The 20,011-nt window shown below is 66.9% G+C and carries 12 protein-coding genes; 8 read left to right on the forward strand and 4 right to left on the reverse strand.

Annotation, left to right across the window (positions count from 1 at the left end; genetic code table 11):
• Nucleotides 1-58: 58 nt before the first annotated feature.
• The 8 genes from BMX93_RS05530 to BMX93_RS05565 all read left to right on the forward strand — a co-directional run bounded on the left by BMX93_RS05530 (nt 59) and on the right by BMX93_RS05565 (nt 12,614).
• A complete protein-coding gene (locus BMX93_RS05530) occupies nt 59-1,540 on the forward strand; it encodes a mechanosensitive ion channel family protein (RefSeq protein WP_091968846.1) in 1,482 nt (493 codons plus the stop codon).
• Between the two features lie 343 nt (nt 1,541-1,883).
• Nucleotides 1,884-3,617 (forward strand): iron uptake transporter permease EfeU, encoded by a 1,734-nt coding sequence (efeU, locus tag BMX93_RS05535; protein WP_143052822.1) that lies wholly within the window; start codon nt 1,884-1,886, stop codon nt 3,615-3,617.
• A 42-nt stretch (nt 3,618-3,659) separates the two neighbouring features.
• The gene (gene efeO / locus BMX93_RS05540; RefSeq protein ID WP_091968850.1) at nt 3,660-4,916 is read left to right on the forward strand and encodes an iron uptake system protein EfeO; all 1,257 of its coding nucleotides are present in this window, start codon (nt 3,660-3,662) and stop codon (nt 4,914-4,916) included.
• A complete protein-coding gene (locus tag BMX93_RS05545) occupies nt 4,913-6,214 on the forward strand; it encodes a Dyp-type peroxidase (protein WP_091968852.1) in 1,302 nt (433 codons plus the stop codon). The genes efeO and BMX93_RS05545 overlap by 4 nt, the downstream gene beginning before the upstream one ends.
• Nucleotides 6,215-6,286: 72 nt before the next feature.
• Nucleotides 6,287-7,765 (forward strand): CCA tRNA nucleotidyltransferase, encoded by a 1,479-nt coding sequence (locus BMX93_RS05550; RefSeq protein WP_425438760.1) that lies wholly within the window; start codon nt 6,287-6,289, stop codon nt 7,763-7,765.
• A gap of 60 nt (nt 7,766-7,825) precedes the next feature.
• A complete protein-coding gene (locus BMX93_RS05555) occupies nt 7,826-9,862 on the forward strand; it encodes a DUF6049 family protein (RefSeq protein ID WP_143052823.1) in 2,037 nt (678 codons plus the stop codon).
• Between the two features lie 74 nt (nt 9,863-9,936).
• Nucleotides 9,937-11,850 carry a hypothetical protein gene (locus BMX93_RS05560; RefSeq protein ID WP_091968856.1) on the forward strand — a complete coding sequence of 638 codons (1,914 nt, stop codon included), beginning with the start codon at nt 9,937-9,939 and terminating at the stop codon, nt 11,848-11,850.
• Between the two features lie 44 nt (nt 11,851-11,894).
• Nucleotides 11,895-12,614: a histidine phosphatase family protein gene (locus BMX93_RS05565; protein ID WP_177170081.1), complete on the forward strand. Its 720-nt coding sequence runs from the start codon at nt 11,895-11,897 to the stop codon at nt 12,612-12,614.
• A gap of 133 nt (nt 12,615-12,747) precedes the next feature.
• On the opposite strand, the gene BMX93_RS05570 is transcribed toward BMX93_RS05565, so the two are convergent.
• The 4 genes from BMX93_RS05570 to BMX93_RS05585 form a co-directional block, all read right to left on the reverse strand.
• Complete coding sequence (locus tag BMX93_RS05570; RefSeq protein ID WP_091968861.1) at nt 12,748-14,076, reverse strand: ABC transporter substrate-binding protein; 1,329 nt, start codon at nt 14,074-14,076, stop codon at nt 12,748-12,750.
• 41 nt (nt 14,077-14,117) lie between these two features.
• Nucleotides 14,118-15,140 (reverse strand): class C sortase, encoded by a 1,023-nt coding sequence (locus BMX93_RS05575; protein WP_245725746.1) that lies wholly within the window; start codon nt 15,138-15,140, stop codon nt 14,118-14,120.
• 122 nt (nt 15,141-15,262) lie between these two features.
• Nucleotides 15,263-16,876: a SpaH/EbpB family LPXTG-anchored major pilin gene (locus BMX93_RS05580; RefSeq protein ID WP_091968863.1), complete on the reverse strand. Its 1,614-nt coding sequence runs from the start codon at nt 16,874-16,876 to the stop codon at nt 15,263-15,265.
• A gap of 107 nt (nt 16,877-16,983) precedes the next feature.
• On the reverse strand, nt 16,984-19,317 hold the full coding sequence (locus tag BMX93_RS05585; protein ID WP_177170082.1) for a SpaA isopeptide-forming pilin-related protein: 2,334 nt from the start codon (nt 19,315-19,317) through the stop codon (nt 16,984-16,986).
• Nucleotides 19,318-20,011 lie beyond the last annotated feature (694 nt).

Consider the following 20,011-nt stretch of genomic DNA (forward strand, 5'->3'; position numbering starts at 1 on the left):
CGTGCGAGGGCAGACTGGTTCATGACCCGCAGCTTCCCGACGGGTCCGAAAGGTTGCCGTGATTCCGCTCAACATCGAGTTCCATTGGCCGGGCACCGTCCTGGAGATCGTGCTGACAGTTGGCGTGGCGCTGCTGTGCCGGATCGTCCTCCACCAGCTGGTGCGCCGCGCCGTCGCGAAGGCCGATCAGCGGCTGGGCGAGCACACAGCCCTGGAAATGGGCCGTGCCGCATCGATGGTTTCCACCTCCGAGGGACTGAGCCACAGCCGCGGCGCGCAGCGCACCAAGACGATGGGCTCGGTGCTCATGTCCATCACCGATGCGGTGCTCGTCGTCATCGTGGTGCTGACGGTACTCAATTCGATCAATGTGAACATCCGGCCAGCTCTGGCGAGCGCCGGGATCCTCGGCGTCGCAGTCGGTTTTGGTGCGCAAAGCCTTGTCAAAGACCTGTTCTCCGGGATCTTCATGATCATGGAGGACCAGTACGGGGTGGGCGACATCATCGAGATCGGGAAGCTCAAGGGCACCGTTCGCTCAGTCGGCTTCCGGGTCACCGAGGTGCAGGACTTCAACGGTGAGGTCTGGTATGTGCGCAATGGTGACATCAGCACGGTCGGCAACGTGAGCCAGGGCTATTCGCAGAGTTTCATCAATCTGCTCGTCAGCATCGAGGAGGACCCGCACCGCGTGATCAAGGCATTGACGCGGATGCTGGAGAAGATGGACGCAGAGCCCGACTGGCACAACAAGATGCTCGAGGAGCCCGTCTTGCTGGGCTTGACAGCGGTGGACGCGACTACCGCCACCTATCAGGTGATGATCAAGTGCCCTCCCAATGCACAGTGGGAGGTGGAGCGCGAGATCCGAGTGCGCGCCCTGACCGTGATGGCCCGGCGGGGCATTTCGATGCCGCGCCAGCTGATCACCACCATCCCCGCCGCAGACAGCGATGAGGACTCCGGCGTCACCAGTCCCACGCGCCGACGCCGTGTGGCCCGCACCAACCGAGCCCGCTTCAGCACCCTGCGCCAGTCGCTCAGCCCCGAGGACGACCGGCTGCCCGCCGCCGATGAGCAGGAAGACGCCGGTGCCGGCGAGCCGGACGATGAGCAGGCCGCGCTGCACCAGACGTCGACGGACCGGCGGCCACGCACGGGGGCCCTTCCGGCTGCGCATCCGTCCGAGGTAGAGCCCGACCCCGACGCGACGCGCAATCTTCGGCGGATCGCCTCGGACAGCGCCCCTGAGGACAGCGCTCCTGACCATCTGGGCGGCACGCCGCAGGAAGGTCTGAGCGGCACGCCGCAGGCGCAGGAGAACACGGCGAGTGACACCGAGAAGCGAAGGGCCCGGGCCTGGCTCGGCAACGCTGCCAATCGCAGGGTTCGCTGGGTGTCGACCGGGGCCACCGGCCATGACATGTCAGCCGAAGAGACCGTGGTGCTCAGCGCTGAGGCGATCCGCCAGGCGAACGAGCGCCGCGAGCAGAAGCGAGACGACGACGCCACCGGCCACAAGGGCTCCGGTCGCAGCTGACGCCTGGCAGGGGCGGGGACCACCCGTCGCCTGGCAGGGGCGGGGACCACCCGTCGACTGGCAGGGGCGGCGCCCAGACCACCCGTCGACTGGCTCGCCACGGTATGCCCCCGGGGGCGTACCCCAGAGGTGTGCCCCAGAAGTGTGCCCCAGGGCTGACGGGAGGGCTGTCCGGGTGCGGCCCGGCGCCCCTCGCGCCGCGCCGCCGCTCGCTGGATACCACGACCCTGAAAGTCTGAGACGGACTACCAGTCAACCGGAGAATAAGCTTAGGCTTACCTAAGCTCCGGTTGAGCCGGGGCTGATTCCCGCTCCGAATCACCCGGTCCACTGGAGAGACGCTGTGCTTGCCACGTTCATCATCGGCCTGCGAGAAGGCCTCGAAGCGGCACTCATCGTCAGCATCATCGCCGCCTTCCTTCGGCGCAACGGCAAGTCGCTGGCGCCGATGGCCATCGGCGTGGCTGCCGCCGTCCTCGTCAGCCTCGGCGTGGGTGTCACTCTCAAGGTCATCGAGAGGAGCCTGCCGCAGGCTGCCCAGGAGGGCATGGAGACCGTTATCGGCATAGTCGCCGTGGTCTTCGTCACGACGATGGTGCTGTGGATGGGCAGGCACGCGCACGAGCTGGGTGCCCAGCTCGAGAACGACGCCCAACAGGCGCTGAGTTCCGGATCCTCGCGGGCACTGGTCACGATGGCCTTTCTGGCCGTCCTCAAGGAAGGCTTCGAGACCGCCGTCTTCCTGCTCGCGACCCTCGAAGCCGCCAACAGCGCTGGGACGGCGGCACTTGGCGCCCTGCTCGGTGTCCTGAGTGCCGCTGCACTGGGATATGGCCTGTATCGGGGCGCCGTGCGAGTGGACCTGAAACGCTTCTTCGCGGTCACCTCGGGCTTTCTCGTGCTCGTCGCCGCCGGCCTGGTGATGAGCGTTCTGGGAACCGCCCACGAAGCCGGCTGGCTCAATGCCGGTCAGCAGCACACCGTCGATCTGTCCTGGCTCTCACCGTCTGGATCGATCCGTGGCGCCCTGTTCACCGGGGTGCTCGGCATACCGCCCGATCCGCGTCTCATCCAGGTACTCGGCTGGTTCGGCTATCTCGTGCCGATGTGCGTCGCGCTGTACTGGCCCGCTGCCTGGCGCCCGAAGGGCCGGCAGGCCCTGTGGCTGCGCCTGACACTGGCCGGCGCGCTGGCGGTACTGGGTGTCGGGCTCGCTGTCTTCGTTCGCCCGCCCCAGCCGCCTGGGCTCGACACGGCGACCCTCGTGGATGCCTCCGGCGTCACCGCCGGCACGGTGACGCTCACACCCGGCAGCGCCACGATCCATGCTGGCTCCAGCTCATCGTCGATGCCCCTTGGGCAGGCCAGCCGCGAGTCCCACGAGTCAGTACCCGATGCGACGGTCCATCGCCAGGAATTCAGCACGGCGCCCCAGGGGTTGCCGGCTTCGCTGACGGTTGGCGAGCTCATCGCGCTCAATGGCGGCAGGCTACCGGTCGGGGTCAGTGCCCAGAATGACCCTGGCCCTTTCACGGCCCAGTGGACACGCGCCGGGACGCGTGAGCTGTGGACGGCTGGCGGCAGCATCCTCGACTTCTCGCAGAACGCGAGCACAACCCTCACGCTGTCGGGCGGAGGCCTGCAGACCAACCGGACGATGCGCGTCGATGACTCTCGCATCGCCTCGATCGCAGCAGCTCCGGGCTCCGGAGCGCTCAGGATTGCGCCCGCCGATGCCGCCGCGGCCCAGTCCGCGTTGGCGCGCTTCGCAGCTGACCGGGCCGAGCAGCGCTTCTGGGCCCGCACGGTCGCGGCGATCCTCGTGGCCGCAGCTCTGGTGGTCGCCGCGGGTGCCCTGCGCGCAGCGCGACCAAGCAGCCTGCGCGGAGCGCGACCAAGCCACCTGCGCGGAGCGCGACCGAGCCACCTGCGCGCAGCGCGCCGATCCGACCCTCCTGCCGCCCCCGTCGGTATCGCCGGTCCGGGACCGGCCGATGACGCCGGGCACGCCTCCCCGGCACCACGAACCAGGGCCTCGCATCCCACGTCTGCTACCCGATCCGAGTCCTCGGCTTGACAGGCCACACCGAACCCCCCACCCGATCCGAGAGGAACCGAGATGTCCCCACACTCCCCCATCCCGAAGTCCCCCATCCTGAAGTCCGCCGCCCTGGCGGCCGTCGCCGCCATTGGTCTGGCCGGCTGCTCGAGTTCCGCGAACGCGGGCGCACCCGCCAGCGGTTCCGCGTCCGGCGGCGCCGCCCCGGTCTCCAACGGCGCGGCGCAGGTGAAGGTGACGTTGAGCAGTGACGGAGGCGACAAGTGCACCCTCGATCACACGAGCGCCAGCGCCGGACCCGTCACCTTTTCCGTGACGAACGTGAACTCGACGGCGATCAGCGAGGTGGAACTGCAGAGCAACCTGAAGATCGTCGGCGAGAAGGAGAACCTGGCTCCCGGGCTGCCCACGTCCAGTTTCACCGTGACCCTGACCGGCGGCCAGTACACCGTCTACTGCCCGGGCGCCGACCAGCAGACCCAGACCTTCACGGTCACCGGCACCGTGGCCTCCTCGCCGAGCAGTGACACCCAGCAGCTGCTCGCCCAGGGCACGACCGCCTACGCCGCCTGGGTGGTCTCGCAGACACAGGAGATGCAGACCGCGGTGAACAGCCTCCAGGCGGCTGTCGATGCCGGGGACCTCGAACAGGCGAAGCAGGCCTACGCTCATGCCCGGCCCTTCTACGAGAAGATCGAGTCCGACGTGGACGGCTTCGTGATGCCCGGATTCGCCCCCGACGACAACTTGGGAAATCTGGACTACCTCATCGACATGCGCGCCTCGAATGTCGACGACGCGGTGGGCTGGAGCGGTTTCCACGCCGTGGAACGAGACCTGTTCCAGGCCGGTGCCATCACGGACCAGACCAAGACCTATGCGTCGGATCTCAAGACCAATGTCGACAAGCTCGTGGACGTGACGAAGAGCCTGGAATACAAGCCCGAAGACCTTGCCAACGGCGCGGCCGACCTGCTCGAGGAGGTGCAGTCGACCAAGATCTCCGGCGAGGAGGAGGAGTTCAGCCATATCGATCTCACCGACTTCGCCGGCAATATCGAGGGCGCCCAGCAGGCCTTCGCGAACCTGCAGCCGGGTCTTGAGAAGATCGACCCGGCCCTCACCGAGCAGGTGGCCCAGCAGTTCACTGCAGTCCAAAAGGCATTGGACGCCTATCGTGATCCGAATTCGCTCGGCGGCTACGTCGCCTGGACACCGCAAACCCGCGACAAGAACGCCAAGCAGCTCAGCCAGGCGGTCCTGGCACTGCAGCAGCCGCTACAGCGGATAGCCGAGAAGGTGGCGACCGCACAGTGAGCAAGACGAGCAATGCACCCGAGACTCCCGACGAGGAGCCGACGGCAGCACCCGACGGCGTGTCGCGCCGCCGGCTGCTCATCACCGCGAGCGCTTCGGCGGCGGCTGGTGCGCTCGCCGGTATCGGCGGGACGGCGGCCGCACTGCGCCGGACCACTCAGGCCGGTGAAGCCGCTCACTCCGACACCGTTGACCTTGCTGCCTCGGTGCCCTTCTACGACCAGGCCCACCCGGCCGGAATCCAGACCCCACCCCAGCGCTATGCAGTCTTCATGACCTTCGACCTGTCGAAGACCGCCACCGCGAACGACCTGCGCGTACTGCTGGCCCGATGGACCGCTGCCATCGGCCAATTGGTCGCTGGCAAACCGATCGGTACCGTCGACCCCTCGCGCCCCGACGCGGTGGGTGCCGACTCCGGAGAGGCCGAGGGCTTGGCTCCCGCCTCGCTCACCGTGACCGTCGGCCTGGGTCCAGGAGTCTTCACCGATCGCTTCGGTCTGCGCGAGAAGCGGCCTGCTCTGCTCAGACAGCTGCCCGCGCTGCCCGGCGAGCATCTCGATCCGGCCCTCACCGGCGGTGATCTGTCGCTGCAGGCCTGCGCCGATGATCCCCAGGTGGCCTACCATGCAGTCCGCAATCTGGCGCGAATGGTCACCACCACGGCCCAGACCCGCTGGGTGGCGATGGGCTTCGGGCGTGCCAGCGCCGGCAAGGGCCAGCAGACCCCCCGCAATCTCATGGGCTTCCGCGACGGCACCCGCAACGTGTCCACCCCCGAGCAGTTCGACGAGCATGTCTGGCTGACCGATGCGGGCGCCATGACCGGCGGCTCGTACCAGGTGGTCCGCAAGATCAAGATGGACATCGAGAACTGGGACGCCGACCGGGTCTCCGACCAGGAGCAGATCTTCGCCCGGACCAAGGACGAGGGGGCGCCGCTGACCGGGACGAAGGAGTTCGACACGCCCGACTTCGCCAAGACCGACGACTCCGGGACGAAGATCATCGACCCCAGGGCGCACATCGCCCTGGCGGCCCACGAGAACAACGGCGGACTGATGATCCTGCGGCGGTCCTACAACTACACCGATGGCCTCAACGCCCAGGGCCTGCTCGACGCCGGGCTGCTGTTCATCGCCTATATGAACGACCCGCAGCATTTCGTCACCCTGCAGACCAAGCTCGGCGCGATGGACCTGCTCAACGAGTACATCGAGCACATCGGCTCGGCCATCTTCGTCGTGCCGCCCGCCCCGGCGTCCGGCGGATATATCGGCCAGGCCCTTTTCGAATGAGAAGCGTGAGTAAGAAGCGCGAGTGAGAAGCGCGCTGCGCGCCGGGGCGGGGCACCGGTAGACTCGATCCTTGTGTCAATACCGTCCACCGACCTGTCCTCGGCGCAGCGCCGGGCTGTCACAGACTTGCTCCACGTCACCCCGCTGGTCGAGGAGCTGGCAGAGCTTTTCTCGAAGGCGGACGAGCAGCTCTACCTGGTGGGCGGGTCGGTGCGCGACGCCCTGCTGGGGCGCCTGGGCCACGACCTCGATTTCACCACCTCGGCGGACCCGGACCGCACCGAGGAGCTCATGCGCCAGTTCAGCAAGGCGGTCTGGGCAATCGGCAAGGAGTTCGGCACGATCGGCGCGTCGCGGACCGTCAAGGGCCGCGAGTGGGTGGTCGAGATCACCACCTTCCGCGCCGACTCCTACTCCCCCGAGTCGCGCAAACCCGTCGTCGCCTTCGGCGACAACCTGCACGACGATCTGATACGCCGCGACTTCACCGTCAACGCCATGGCCATCGATGTCATCGGCCGGTCCTTCGTGGACCCCTACGGCGGCGTGAAGGACCTGGCCGACAAGGTCTTGCGGACCCCCAGTCCGCCCCAGGTGAGCTTCAGCGACGACCCGCTGCGCATGATGCGTGCCTGCCGCTTCTGCGCCCAGCTGGGCTTCGTCATCGACCCTGCCTGTCTCGAGGCGATGGCGCAGATGCGCGAGCGTATCGCGATCGTCTCACCCGAGCGGGTGCGCGACGAGCTGTCGAAACTGCTGTGCACCGATCTCCCCCGTGCCGGACTCAATGCCCTGGTCGACACTGGCCTGGCCGAACTCGTGCTTCCCGAGCTGCCAGCCATGCGCCTGGAGCGCGACGAGCACTTCCGCCACAAGGACGTCTATGAGCACTCCCTCACGGTGCTCGACCAGGCCATTGCCCTGGAGAAGGCCCGCGACTTCAAGGACGGGCGCCCCAACCCGCATCACGAACCCGATCTCGTCGTGCGGCTGGCGGCGCTCCTGCACGACATCGGCAAGCCGGCGACCCGGGCTCTGGACGGCGGAAAGGTCACCTTCCACCATCACGACGTGGTCGGCGCGCGGATGGCCAAGCGCCGGCTCAAGGCGCTGCACTATCCCAAGGCTGTCATCGATGCTGTCTGCCTGCTCATCGAGCAGCACCTGCGCTTCCACGGCTACGGTGAGGGCGAGTGGACCGACTCGGCGGTGCGCCGCTATGTCCGTGATGCCGGTGATCAGCTCGAGCGCCTGCACATCCTCACCCGCAGCGACTGCACGACACGCAATGTGCGCAAGGCGGAACGCCTGCGCCGCGCCTATGACGAGCTCGAGGCCCGGATCGACGAGCTGTCTGCTCGAGAGGAGCTCGACGCGATCCGTCCCGATCTCGACGGCAACCAGATCATGGCTGTGCTTGGCCTCGCGCCGGGGCGCGAGGTGGGCGAGGCCTACCGCTATTTGTTGAACCTGCGGCTGGAACGCGGGCCGCTGGGTCCCGAGGCGGCTGCCGAGGAGCTTCGCCGGTGGTGGGACCGACAGCATCGCTGATCGGCAACCGCAGGCCCTGACGCGCAGGCTGTGCCCGGGCTCGGGCTCTACCATGTCCGGGTGAGCCCAGTCATCAGCACGCGCCCCGCGACCATGGTCCGGCGCATTGCTGCCGCGCTCGCTGCCGTACTCATCAGCCTCACGGTGCTCGTCGGCCCCGGCGCGCCGGTCGCACATGCCCAGGACAGTCCCACCGTGAGCGTCCATCTAGAACAGCTCGACCCCAGTTCCATCGCCGGCCAGGGCACGCTCACCCTCGCCGGCAGCCTCACGAATTCCACGGACTCGCCGATCAGCGGGGTGACTGTGGTCCTGTGGCGCGACAAGCGACCGATCACCAACGTCGACGCGCTGCGCCTCACCCTCGACGGCACCAGCGAGAGCGACGAGATGCCGGTGACCAGTGACGGCGGCACCGCGGCAATCGGGCTCTTGGGCGCGCACGCCACCATGCACTTCTCGGTCCGGGCGGATTTCGCATCAGGCTCCGATCCCCTGCAGCTGTCCAGCCCCGACACGGTGAGCATCGTCGGCGTCAGCGTGCTCGACGCCGCCAAGGCGACGATCGGCTCCTCGCGCGTCCTCATGGCCAACCCAGCTCCATCCGGCTACCGGGCGGCCACGGTGGTGGAGCTGAGCAGCGCCCCGAGCCTGCTTGGCGACCAGTCGGGTCGCCCGGTGTTCAGCGATGACCACCTGGCGCGGGAGATCGCACCGGGCGGACGACTCGACCTGCTGGCGGGGCTGGCCGAGCAGAGCGGCGTGAACGCCGTGATCGATCCCCTGCTGTGGGACGAGCTGAGTGGCATGGCAGGGGGCTATGGCGTCCAGCAGGCCGACGGCTCGGTGAGCAGCGGCGACGCGGCGGGTGCTGCGGCCGCCTTCCTCGCCAGGCTGGGCGAGATCGCCAAGGATGGACGCTGCTACCGCGGCCTGTACGGGATGCTCGATCTGCAGGCCGCGTCCAGTGCCGGCCGCTCCGAGTTGCTGTCCGCTGCCCTCTCGGCCGTCCCCAGCACTCATCCCCTGGCTACATTGCCGCTTGTCGTGCTGCCCGCCCAGGGGGCCCTGAGCACGGATCTGCTGTCCTTCCTGGCGCCCGCTGCGCCGCAGTTGGTCCTCACCGCCGATCTCGATGCGAATACCGCAGTGGCCACCAGCGCCTCGGGCGAGACGCTTGTTGCCGTGCGCTCGGCCATCGCGTCGGGCGGCCCGGGGCCGGCACCCTCGGACGATCTCGTGCACCGGATAGGCCGGCTCCAGTCCGAGCAGTTGCTCTCCTCTTCGCAGGGCACGCCGGCGCTCAGTGTGGTGAGCACCGCCGAGCAGGCCCGCGCGGAGCTCGCCCCGGCGCCTGGACGCCAACGGGTGCCGCTTTCCGAATTGGTCACCGGACACCGGGCCCCTGGCCTCACCATTTCCCACCCGGAAGCTGCGAGCCCTCCCGATGCGCTGGCGTCCGCCGAGCGGACGGCACGAGACACCGAGGCACTGGTGGCGTCCCTCAGCGGTGTGCCCTCATGGCTCGACATGGATGCCGTGTCACTGCGCGCGTGGAGCTCCTCCTTCCCAGCGGTCGAGCAGGCCACCGCATATCTGGCCGCGGCAAGCCACGATGCGAATGCCAAGATCGGTGGGGGCACGGTCACCGTGCACATCAGTCCTCAGCTCGTGGTGCCTACCGAGGAAACCCAGCTGCCGATCAGCCTCACCAACACCATGAAGATGACCACGCACGTCAGGGTGCACTTCGTCTCGGACAATCCCCAGCGCGTCCGCATCGACGACACCGATGAAATCACCCTCAATGCGGGCGACTCCGCAACCGTGCGCATCGCGCCACAGGCCAGCGCCAACGGCACGGTCGCCATGCATGCCGTGGTCACCGCGGCCAACGGCACGCCGCTGCCGTCGAGCGAGCCCGTCTCCTTCATCGTGACGGCCACCAATGCCGGACGGGCGGCCTGGGTGATCATCATCGCCTCGGGCGCGATCCTGCTGGGCCTCACGGCACTGCGGGTGCGCCAGGTGCGCCATGAGCGGGCCAGGGCAGACCACCCTCGGGGTGGTTTTCCTGAGAACCCATCTGGCGACTGAGCCGAGTGCCAGCACAAGGGGGCAGACTTGTGCCAAGGAGTGTCGGGATGATCACCTGACCGGCAAGGAGGACGATGGAGCGCACGACGGCCGATCCGGTCTTGGGCGGCAGCTCCGAATCCGGCCCGGCGACGATGTCAGCGTCACTGCTGGCCGGACGATATCGCCTCGAACACGAGCTGCATGTGCACCATGGTGCGGTCAGCTGGCAGGCCTTCGACGATGTACTGTCCCGGAGGGTCGTCGCGCATGTCCTCGAGCCCGGCAGCGATCACACCGCCGGGGTGCTGGCCGCTGCTCGCGCGTCCGCCTTGGCCACCGATTCGCGATTCCTGAGGGTCCTCGATGCCATGGACGGCGACACGCCCTTCGTGATCTGCGAGGCCGTGACAGGTGTCTCGCTGCGCGAACTTCTCAGCCACGGACCGCTCACCGCACTCGAGGCGGCCCACATTGTGCGCGAGATCGCCGATGCCCTGGTCCCGCTCCACAGCCAGGGAGTCTTCCACCGCCGCATCGACCCCCAGACGGTCACCATCACCCGTAGCGGGAACGTGAAGATCAGCGGTTTCCTCATCGACGCGGCATTGGGCTCCAGTGCCCCGGGCCCGCCGCCCAGCTGGCGCGAGCAGGAGGCCAGCGATGTGCGGGCGCTGGGCAAGCTGCTGTACGCCAGTCTGGTGGCCCGCTGGCCCATCGATCTCGATCTGGAACAGACCCGCCAGTGGGGGCTGCTCGCCGCTCCCCTCACCTCGCCGGCCGTCTCGGGGGAGCGCCGCTGGGTCCCGCCGGCATCCCTCAGTGCCCGGGTCTCGGCGCCCCTCGACGCGATCTGCATGGAGATCTTGTGCCCCCGGCCCGGGGGCGAGGCACTGCGTAGTGTCGAACAGATCGACACCGCACTGGGCAGGGTGCTGGGCAATGCCGCTGCGGACGATCAGCTGGAGCACCGCGTCGCCCTGCTGCTCGGTGACCGCAGCGCACCGGATCGACTCGGCGACGAGGCGTTCGGGAGCTGGCCCACCCCCGCCCCACTGGCCATGGGGGAGACGACCTCGGCAATCACCACTGCCCAGCCTGCCCGGGATGTGACCCTCGCCGCGCCTGCCACGTCTTTGGCGCCAGCGACCGCCATCGTCGAGAGGGGCCCGGCTGAGCCTTCTCGCTCGGTGAGCCACCCACGTACATCGTCAGCTCCGGCAAGTCCGCCTGCCAGGCGGCCTCCTCAATCATCGGTGCAGCGCGTCGGCGCGCCGGCGAACCGGCTCTCAGGGCGGCCCGGTGGCTGGCATCCCGATCCCCAGCCGGGCACGCCGCGCATCAGCCCAGGGCGCGACAGGCCCCAGACAGAGCCGTCCCGGGCCTATCGGCTGGGGCGCTGGCTCATTCCCCTGTTCGTGATCCTTATGCTCGTTGTCTCGGTGAGCGGCATGTTGCGCTCGTGCGAGAGCTCGCTGAGCGGATGGCCGGGAACAGGTTCCCATGGCCGTTCCACCTCGACAGCCGCCCGTAGCGATATTCCGCTGGCCGGGGCGCCGAAATCAGTGGTCGAGTTCGACCCGGTGGCCGACGGCGGCGAGGGCAAGGAATCACCGGCCGAGGTGCCGCTGGCCACCGATGGCAACCCCTCGACGGCCTGGCACACCCAGGAGTACTGGAACTCGGCGCTCATGGGAGGACTCAAGCCCGGCACCGGCCTGATGCTCGACTTCGGCGCGGTGAGCACGGTGGATGCCGTGAAGCTCACTTTGGTGGGGGAACCCACCGGCGTCCAGATCAGGGTGCCGGCCGACGATGCCCATCCGTCCATGGCCACGGTGAGGGATTGGAAGGTGGTCGCCGATGACGCGTCGGCACCGCAGACGGTGACCTTGAGCCCCTCGACCCCGGTGACCACTCAGCACCTGCTCGTGTACATCACCTCCCTGCCCAAGCTCGCCAATGGCCATTTCCAGGCAGGTATCGCCGAGATCAAGGTCAACCCCTGAGTCGGGGCCAGCCGGGCCCGGAGGGGAGCTGGAACAATGAGCTCGTGAAACTGCTTCTCATCCGGCACGGCCAGTCCACCAACAATGTTCTTACCGCTGCTGGGCATCCCTTCCGGGGCCGCAGCGCCGATCCGGAGCTGACTGCGTTGGGCCTTCGGCAGTCGCTGCGGCTCACCGAGGCGTTCACCGGCGGGCTGGCGCCCCGGCCGACCGTCCTGGTCAGTTCGCCCATGGTGCGCGCGGTGCAGACCGCTGCCCCGCTGGCAGACGAGCTCGACCTGCCGATCGTCGTGGATACCTGTGCGTACGAGGTGGGTGGCGTCTATGCGGGCGAACCGGGTTCGCCGGCACCGGATCGTGGTGCAGCCGCCAGCCGCCTGCTCGCGGTGAGTGAGCGGGTCGAGCTGCCCGATGACGTCGGCGAGCAGGGCTGGTATCACCGGGGTGCGCATGTGGAGGAACAGGAGGAGGCACAGGAGCGGGGCCGGACGCTGTACGCCTCCCTGCTCAGCCGAGGGACGCACGATCGCGATGTCATCGCGCTGGTCTGCCATGAGTGGATCATCCAGTACCTCATCCGGGCAGCGCTTCACCTGAGCAATCCCCTCGGCAGCCCCGATCCCTGGTTCATCGTCTTTAATACGGCGACTGTGCTCATCGAAACCGGCCGCCCCAAGCCGGGACCTTTCGAGGGCACCGGTACCTCGGCGCTGTGGTGGGTGAACCGTCACGATCACCTGGACCGGGCCGAGGTGACGCACTGACCAGTGAGGTGACGCACCGATCATCGTTCGTCAGGCCAGGGACGAGGAGATCCGAGAACTCTCCTGGAATATCAGCTCATCTAGAAAAAACACGATAGTCATCGATCGGCACCGATCATCTGACGGGGTTCTGTCAGCCATGGTCCAGCGAGTCGTTGGCGACCCGTGACAGGTTCGAGATGCTGGCTGAAGCAGGCTGCTTCCCGGTGACGGCCGCCATGAGCTCGGACTCGATCACGGCATCGACGTCCAGCCAGGCGGGACTTCCGCCGGGGACCATGACGGCGTACTTGACGTCGTCGAGGCCCTGGACGAGCACCCGGTTGAGCGCCAGATCGCTGCCGGGCACGATATCGGGCCGGGCAGGAACCGCCGAGGTGATCCTTGCCGCCGCGAGCAGCGGGGATGCGCCGAGTGCGTAGTGGCAGAACTCGAAGGCGACATCGGGGTGCTGGGACTGATTGCTCACCGCCAGCAGGGTCCCGGTCTGCAGGACGCAGGGATCCTTGCCCTGCTGGGCGGCCGGCATGGCGAACAGGCCGAGATGACTGCTCTCGGCCAGCCCGGCGGCGCTCAGCGCGGGCCAGTTCGTCGAGCTCACCAGCGTCATGGCGGCCTTCTTGTCGAAGAAGAGCTGGGGTGAGCCCGTGGCCGGGATCTTCGAAGGATCGGCCGAGCCATCCTTGACGAGCCCGACGATGAATTCGAGGGCCTTGAGGCCCTCATCGCGGTCGAACTGGGGCTTTCCGTCGGAGGTGAAGAGCTGACCGCCATAGCTTCCGAGCAGGGTGAGCCAGGTATTGCGCAGCCCCGGCCCGAAGGGGTCGAATCCGCTGAGCTCGGGGGTGGTGAGCTGTTTCGCCAGTGCCCGCAGCTCGTCGAGGGTGGCCGGTGGGGAGCTGATGCCTGCCTGGGCGAACAGATCGGAGCGATAGCCCACCAGGCTGAGATCTATTGCATAGGGCAGTGCTCGCACGCTTGCCTGCTGGCGGCAGCTGATGAGGAAGTGGTCGTCGAGATGGAGGTCGGCAATGACGCTTTCGGGGATCTCCCGCAGGGCATTTCGCCGCTGCAACCCCGGGACCCAGCCGGCAGGGGGCATGACGAGATCGGCAAGGTCGGCGCCGACCAGGCCGGTGTAGATGCTGTCAAGCAGCCGATCGGGGCTCGTGTAGGTGGTGTCGAGGGTATAGGAGCTGCCGGAGAAGAAGCCGTTGAGCACGTCATTCGCGAAGCGCTGTTGGGACTCGGGGTCGGCGAGCAGTGCCGACAGCAGCGTGAGCTGGCCCCCGCCCTGCTTGGACGCTCCCAGCCATGAGGGGGTCGGGGTGCTGCTCGGGCTGGGTGTCTCGGTGGGCGGCGGGGGGGTCGTGGTGGTCTGCTTGCCGCCGCACGCGCTCAGCGCGGAAATCGCTGCAGAGCCGAGGAACAACGACAAGACCTGACGGCGCTGCAGACTCATGGCTCTTCCTCACTCCCGATGACCCCACGACTCTACCGGGCTCAGCTGGCACGCCTGGGGCTTCGGTCCCTGCCCGCAGGGGGGTCATCGGGGGTGCTTCGGCCGCGGCGGGCGCCCTGGGCAGACGCCGGGGAGTTCTTCGTGGGCGCAGCAGGGTAGCCGATGCGCCACAGGTACAGCCCGATCAGCGCGCTTCCTGCCGCCAGGATCACTGCCCACCAAGGGAATCCGGGGATATCGGGCCGGGCGTGTGCTGCGGTGACGTCCGCAGCGGGGGTGGGGAGAATGCGCTCTCCGGTGACCAGGATGCGCTGGGTGTTGATCCCCAGCGGAGTGCAGGTGACGAGCGTCACGAGGTCCTTGCCCGCCACCGGACGCAGCAGTTGGGTCTGGTCGGGATCGACGACGGTGGTGGAGGTCACCACATAGCTGAGCGTCTGGGTGAGCACCGTGATGGAGAAGGTGTCCCCGACCTTCACCTTGTCGAGATTCGTGAACAGGGTCGCCGAGGCGAGGCCCCGATGGCCGGTGAGTACGGCGTGGGTGCCGGGGCCACCGACCGGGAGCGAGGTGCCCTCGAGGTGACCAATGCCCTTGAGCAAGGTCGCGTCGTCCGTGCCGTGGTAGATCGGCAGATCCACCTGGATGGCGGGAATCCGGATCCGGCCCATCACGCCGGTGTCGTCGGTGTGCAGGAGATCCTCGTAGCTCATTGCCGAGTTCTCGGTGCCCTGGCCGGTGGGTAGCCTCTTGCCCTTCTCCACTGCCGCCCCCGAGCTGAGGAGGTCGTTGTACCGGTGCGCCATCGCCAGCTGCTGCGCCGCCGAGGGCACCAGATCGGGTGAGCTCGCGCGGTCGTCATAGTGCGCCACCACCCGGGACTGGTTCACCTGCGCCACCCACGACGCAGTCATGGGATACAGCAGGACGCACATGCCGACGAACGACACCAGGGCCACGACCACGGGAAGCACCCCGGGTCGCCAGCGGCGCCGCGAGTGCCCGGAGCTGTCCGGCTCGGCACGCCCCGGCGCCGGGGCGCCCTCGGACGATCGTGGTGTCACGTGAGCCTCCAGAATGCGCGACGGCGGGAATGCAGGACGGGATGAAGACAACGGATTGTGGTGGGGCAGCGCACTCCCCACCACAATCCGTCAGTCACTCAGTTTCGGCGTATCGGGCCGATTCAGGCTCCCTGCTCCTGCTTGCGACGACGCGAGATCGCCGCGCCACCGGCACCACCGGCAATGAGCAGGCCACCGAGGATGGAGGCAAGAACGGTGCCCTGGCCGCCGGTGAGGGGCAGGCCTGGGACGAGTTCCTTCTCATTCTTGATGGTGGCTGAGTAGGTTCCGCTGGCGAGGCTGCCGATGCGCACGGCGACAGGGGTGTACGAGGCATTGCCCTGGGGCGTGACATAGCCGGCAGGCGCCTGGATCTCCTGCACGACATAGCAGCGTTGTGCGGCGTTCTGCGGGGCATTCTCGGAATCGGAGACGAACAGCCCGGCGATCGAAACGAGGCCCGAATCATCCGAGGTGAAGGTGGAGCTGCCGCTGACGGCGATGGGGCTGCCAGTGGCCTGGGCTGTGCTGCAGTCGGCAGCGTAGGGGTTCTGTGCCGCGAAGACCTGGAAGGTGGCGCCCTTGAGGCCCGTCGTGGAGTCGCCGGAATCCACCTTGTCCAGTTTCACATCACCCCAGTTGGTCGTGACCTGGTTCGAGGGCGTTCCTGGCGGAGTCGTCGGGGGTTCGGTCGGGGGGGTCGGCGGATTGGTGGGGGGCGTCGGGGAGACATTGGTGGAAATGTCGAGGTAAGCAGTGTTGTTGATGACGCCGTCCGCGCCCAGCCCGGTGACCGTACCGGTGAAGGTGGTGACCACCTGCTTGTTGGGCTGGGTCTTCAGCCAGCTGAGCCCGGCGTTGGTGAACGAGACCGTCGCGTAGTTTCCGGTGACGACGCTGGTGTAGTAGCTCGGATCCACCGCGGCGCCGTCGACCGTGACACTGGCCACCGCCACATTGGCCAGCCGGGAGTCAACCGGATCGGTCACCCAGTAGTGGTCGAAGCTTGCGTTCGGGGCAATCGCCGGGATGTCGGTGGTCACCGGGAACGATGCCGTCGATCCCAGACCGAGATCGGTCTGGCCGGTGACGGTCTTCTTGATGTTCGCCACACCGTTCTTCGGGTAGACGTTCACGTCGTAGAGCCATCCCTGAGTCGTTCCCTGGTTCGCGGTGGTGTCGGGGAACGGGATCGTCACGACGAAGGGCTGGGCCTTGTCGACGACGGTGGACGGGGACTGCGTTTCGCACACCAGGTAGGCAGCGACCGGCAGATTCGATGCGGTGGCCAGGCCGTCGGCGTCGGTGAGCGGAGCAGCGATTCCGGTGCCCAGCGTCTGGCCAGGCAATGCCGCAGTCCCGCCGGCTCCCGCCGTGCAGGCGTCCGAGGGCACCGTGAAGGTCGACAGGGTGGTCCAGGAGGACTGCTGGGACAGGTCCAGGGAGCTGATCGGGTAGGCGGTGAACTGAACGCCCGCGACGCCCGGAGTGGTGAGGGTGTCCGGTCCAGCCGGCGTCCCCGTCACCGGATCAGTGGCGGTCTGGTTCACGTGCTTGTGAATGATCAGCGAGCCGGTCTTGGTGAAGTCGATGTTGCCATAGGAGGGCACCGAGCTGGCGCCCGGAGCGGCGATGGCGGTTCCGCCGGTCCCCAGCACGCTGACCAGGCCCAGGCCCACTGCTGCGGCAGCGACGAGAGCGCGATGCCCCCGCGACACTGTGCCGTGTTGTTTCATGTTTCGTTTCCTTTCGAGTCCACCGCGAGTCGCGTTGGCTGAATTGATGTGTCGGTTGTCTCACTCGTCGATGTGGTGGCGGATCCCTCTAGGCATTCCGCGCGGGTTCAACGTCGTGCGATTGACCTCCTTCGGTGCAGCCATCCCCCGAGCAGGGCCAGGCCACCGAGGCCCCCGCCGAGGAAGAAGTAGAGGTCGGCACTGGATCCGCCCGTCAGTGGCAGTGCGGGCACCGCCGCCTTCTTATTGGCAAAGGTGCCGAGCGAGGTGGGGCCGGGAACACCGATCTGACCATTGCCCGGACCCACGGTGAACTGGTGGGGTGTGGTGTCGAGCACATAGCCGAGGGGGGCCTTCGATTCCACGAGCGAGTAGCTCCCCCAGGACAGGCCGACGAGCCTGAGCGCTCCGGCAGTTGGATCTGCGTCATTGGTCCCGTTGTCGACGACGGTGATCGCGGCACCACCGGTGCCGCCGGTGGGGGTCAGGGTCCACTCCGATCCGGCAAGTGGATGGCCGGACTCGTCGTTCTTCGCCCAGCTCACCGACCCGGGCTCATCGGAATTGGTGATGGTGCATGTCGCCTGCGCGCCCTGGGCGAGGGTGACGGTGCCTGCGGACTGCGTTGCGCCGGGCCCTGTGCACGTCCAGGCACTGGCCTGGTAGCCGGCCGGACCCGCACCCTCGGACAGGGAGTACGTGCCGGGCTTGACCGTTGCATTGCTCACTGCGGTGGATCCGGTGACCCCGGAGATCGGCGTGGGGCCCGTGGCGGTGAGCGTCCAGTCCGTCGGCTGCGCCGTGCCGCCATGGGTATTGCTGACCCGCTTGACCAGGGTCAGCGATGCCGACACGGGCTTGTTGACAAAGGTGCACGCCGCCGAATCACCGGACTTCACTCCTGGCACGGTTCCGTTCTCGGAGGTGAGGGTGGTGGTGGTCGTCGTCTTGTCGCTGTGGGTGACAACGCAGCTGCCCGACAGGAATTGGTAGCCCGGCTGCTGGGTCTCGGACACGGCCAAGGTCGTTGTCTGCTCGAGCGAAGAGAATCCGCTGATCGTCCACGGCCCGGGAACAGATCCGTTCTGGCCGGTCACCTGGGTGCTCGGCGTGGTGATCGTCACTCCTGACGGTGGGCTCGACAGCGTCGCACCCATCGTCCACCCCGATGCGGGCTGGGGATTGGTTCCCCCGAGCTGGGTCACCTGCTTCGAAACAGTCACGCTGGCCGTCGGGAAGACGGGCGTATTCGTGAACGTGCAGGTGACGTCCGGTCCATTGGCGTTGCTTGGCGGCGGGCTCGGAAAAGGATCTATGGAGAATGACGAACCCGAGCCACTCACTCGCCAGGTGGGATCTGTGTCGGATGTACAGGCGTAGGTCGTGGTGTAGTGACTCAGATCGGTCGTGCCCGACGCGGTCTCTGTTATGTCATATTTCGCCCCGGCGGAAGCGATCGCTGGGCCCGCGATCTGCGCCTGGATGCCGGTCTGGCTGCCGGCTGTGGTCTTCGCCGCCAAGGGTGAACTCTGACCATCGCGGACAATTGACATCTGGAACTGATCGCCAGCCTGATAGCGCCCCATCACATTCTTCTGCACCGCGAGGGTTGGCGGATAGGTGCACGTCGCCAGATCGGTGGCGACGGTTGCCATCGTCCTGAAGATGACTTCGTCGTTGGTCCGCGTCCACAAGTTCGGATCAACCGTCGAAACGATGGTGTTCGCGTTGCCGCCCGATACATCAGCAGCCTGGACAACAATCTGGCCGCTGGGCAGGAACGAGATGCCGTTGTATTGGAGGCCGGACGGCGACGCGACGCGGGGCTGGGTCTGCTCGGCAGTGATCTGCTGTCCATCTGCTGCTTGGAGATTCTGGGCGGTCACCGGAACTATCTGATTCGCACTGGTCGTGCTGTAGATGAGAAAGAGATTCCCGTTCGAGTCGAATGCGATGTCCCCATTGCCTGAGCCAGTGACACCGTTCGGGAGCACATATCCCAGGTAGGTCACTGTGCCGCTGCCTGGATCGGCGCGGTAGAGGTAGAACCGCTGGCTGTTGCCATCGTATCCGCCGAAGTAATATTGACCGTCAACAGGATTGATGGCTCCGGCGATCATCTGGTTCCACACCGGGCCTTCGGTCAGCCGGTACGGGCTGCCGAGCTTGGCGAAGGTGTTGGTCGAAGCGGTGTACTTCACGAGCTGGATATATGAGGACGAGCTTGTCCCATAGCGATCGAAAGCAATGGCATAGCTTCCCCCGCGCGAGATGCCCAGGCCATTCATCGACACGGTTCCGCTGAGACCGGCGTCGTTAAAGCTCCCGACGCGCGTAGTGCCGGTCGACCCAACGGTCCCCTCGTACAGGCCGCCGGATTGCTGGACCGTATAGTAGGCGTCTACATCGCATGACAGGTTGGCGGCAGCGAGAGTACGCACTTGCCCGGAACCTGTTGCGGGAGTCCCCGAATTCCCACTGTCTGGATTCGTACTGCCCGGATTTGTACTGTCCGAGCGCGACAACAACGCGCGATCGCCGTTACCCTGCGCTGGCAAACCATGGAGTGATGGAGCCTGTTCCGCTTGCCACGGCGCAAGAGAGTCACCTCCCAGCGCCCAGATGATCGACATGATCAGTACGGCAACTGCAGATCGCTGACACAGTGTGCCCAACACCTGCCGGTATCGGATTCTCCTCACAGATGACCTACCCCTCACCGATCCTGCTCAAGCTGTGATATTGCTCGGTGAATCGAGCACTACTCGTGAAATGACCATCCGGGTAGCTGCCGAAGACTACCCAAGCCCAATCCTTGCCGCGAACGCCCCTGACATTAGCAGCGTGTCATTCTCACGACACTGCAATTACATCCAAATGTGGGGTGAAAGAAGGGGTGAAAAAGCTCACCCGCCAGCTGTTTGTATTCAGTCGCCGCAACCGCGGCTCACCTGACCTCGAGCCATGCTCACGAGACTCTTGATCAGTAGGCAAAAGGGTGAGCATTGAGGATTATATCAAGGGTGATCGGGGGTGATATCGGGCTCTTCCCAGATGAGGGTGTAGGCGACGCAGCAGCCGTGGTGGGAGGGCGCGGCGCGTCGGTGCCCGGATAGTGGCCGAGGCCTTCCGAGG

The organism is Propionibacterium cyclohexanicum, from assembly GCF_900111365.1.
Lineage (GTDB): Bacteria > Actinomycetota > Actinomycetes > Propionibacteriales > Propionibacteriaceae > Propionibacterium > Propionibacterium cyclohexanicum.

Excerpts from the sequence above, each read along its gene's own strand:
- BMX93_RS05580 (WP_091968863.1), bottom strand. The coding sequence starts at position 16,876 with ATGAAACAACACGGCACAGTGTCGCGGGGGCATCGCGCTCTCGTCGCT.
- BMX93_RS05570 (WP_091968861.1), bottom strand. The coding sequence starts at position 14,076 with ATGAGTCTGCAGCGCCGTCAGGTCTTGTCGTTGTTCCTCGGCTCTGCA.
- efeO (WP_091968850.1), top strand. The coding sequence starts at position 3,660 with ATGTCCCCACACTCCCCCATCCCGAAGTCCCCCATCCTGAAGTCCGCC.
- BMX93_RS05560 (WP_091968856.1), top strand. The coding sequence starts at position 9,937 with ATGGAGCGCACGACGGCCGATCCGGTCTTGGGCGGCAGCTCCGAATCC.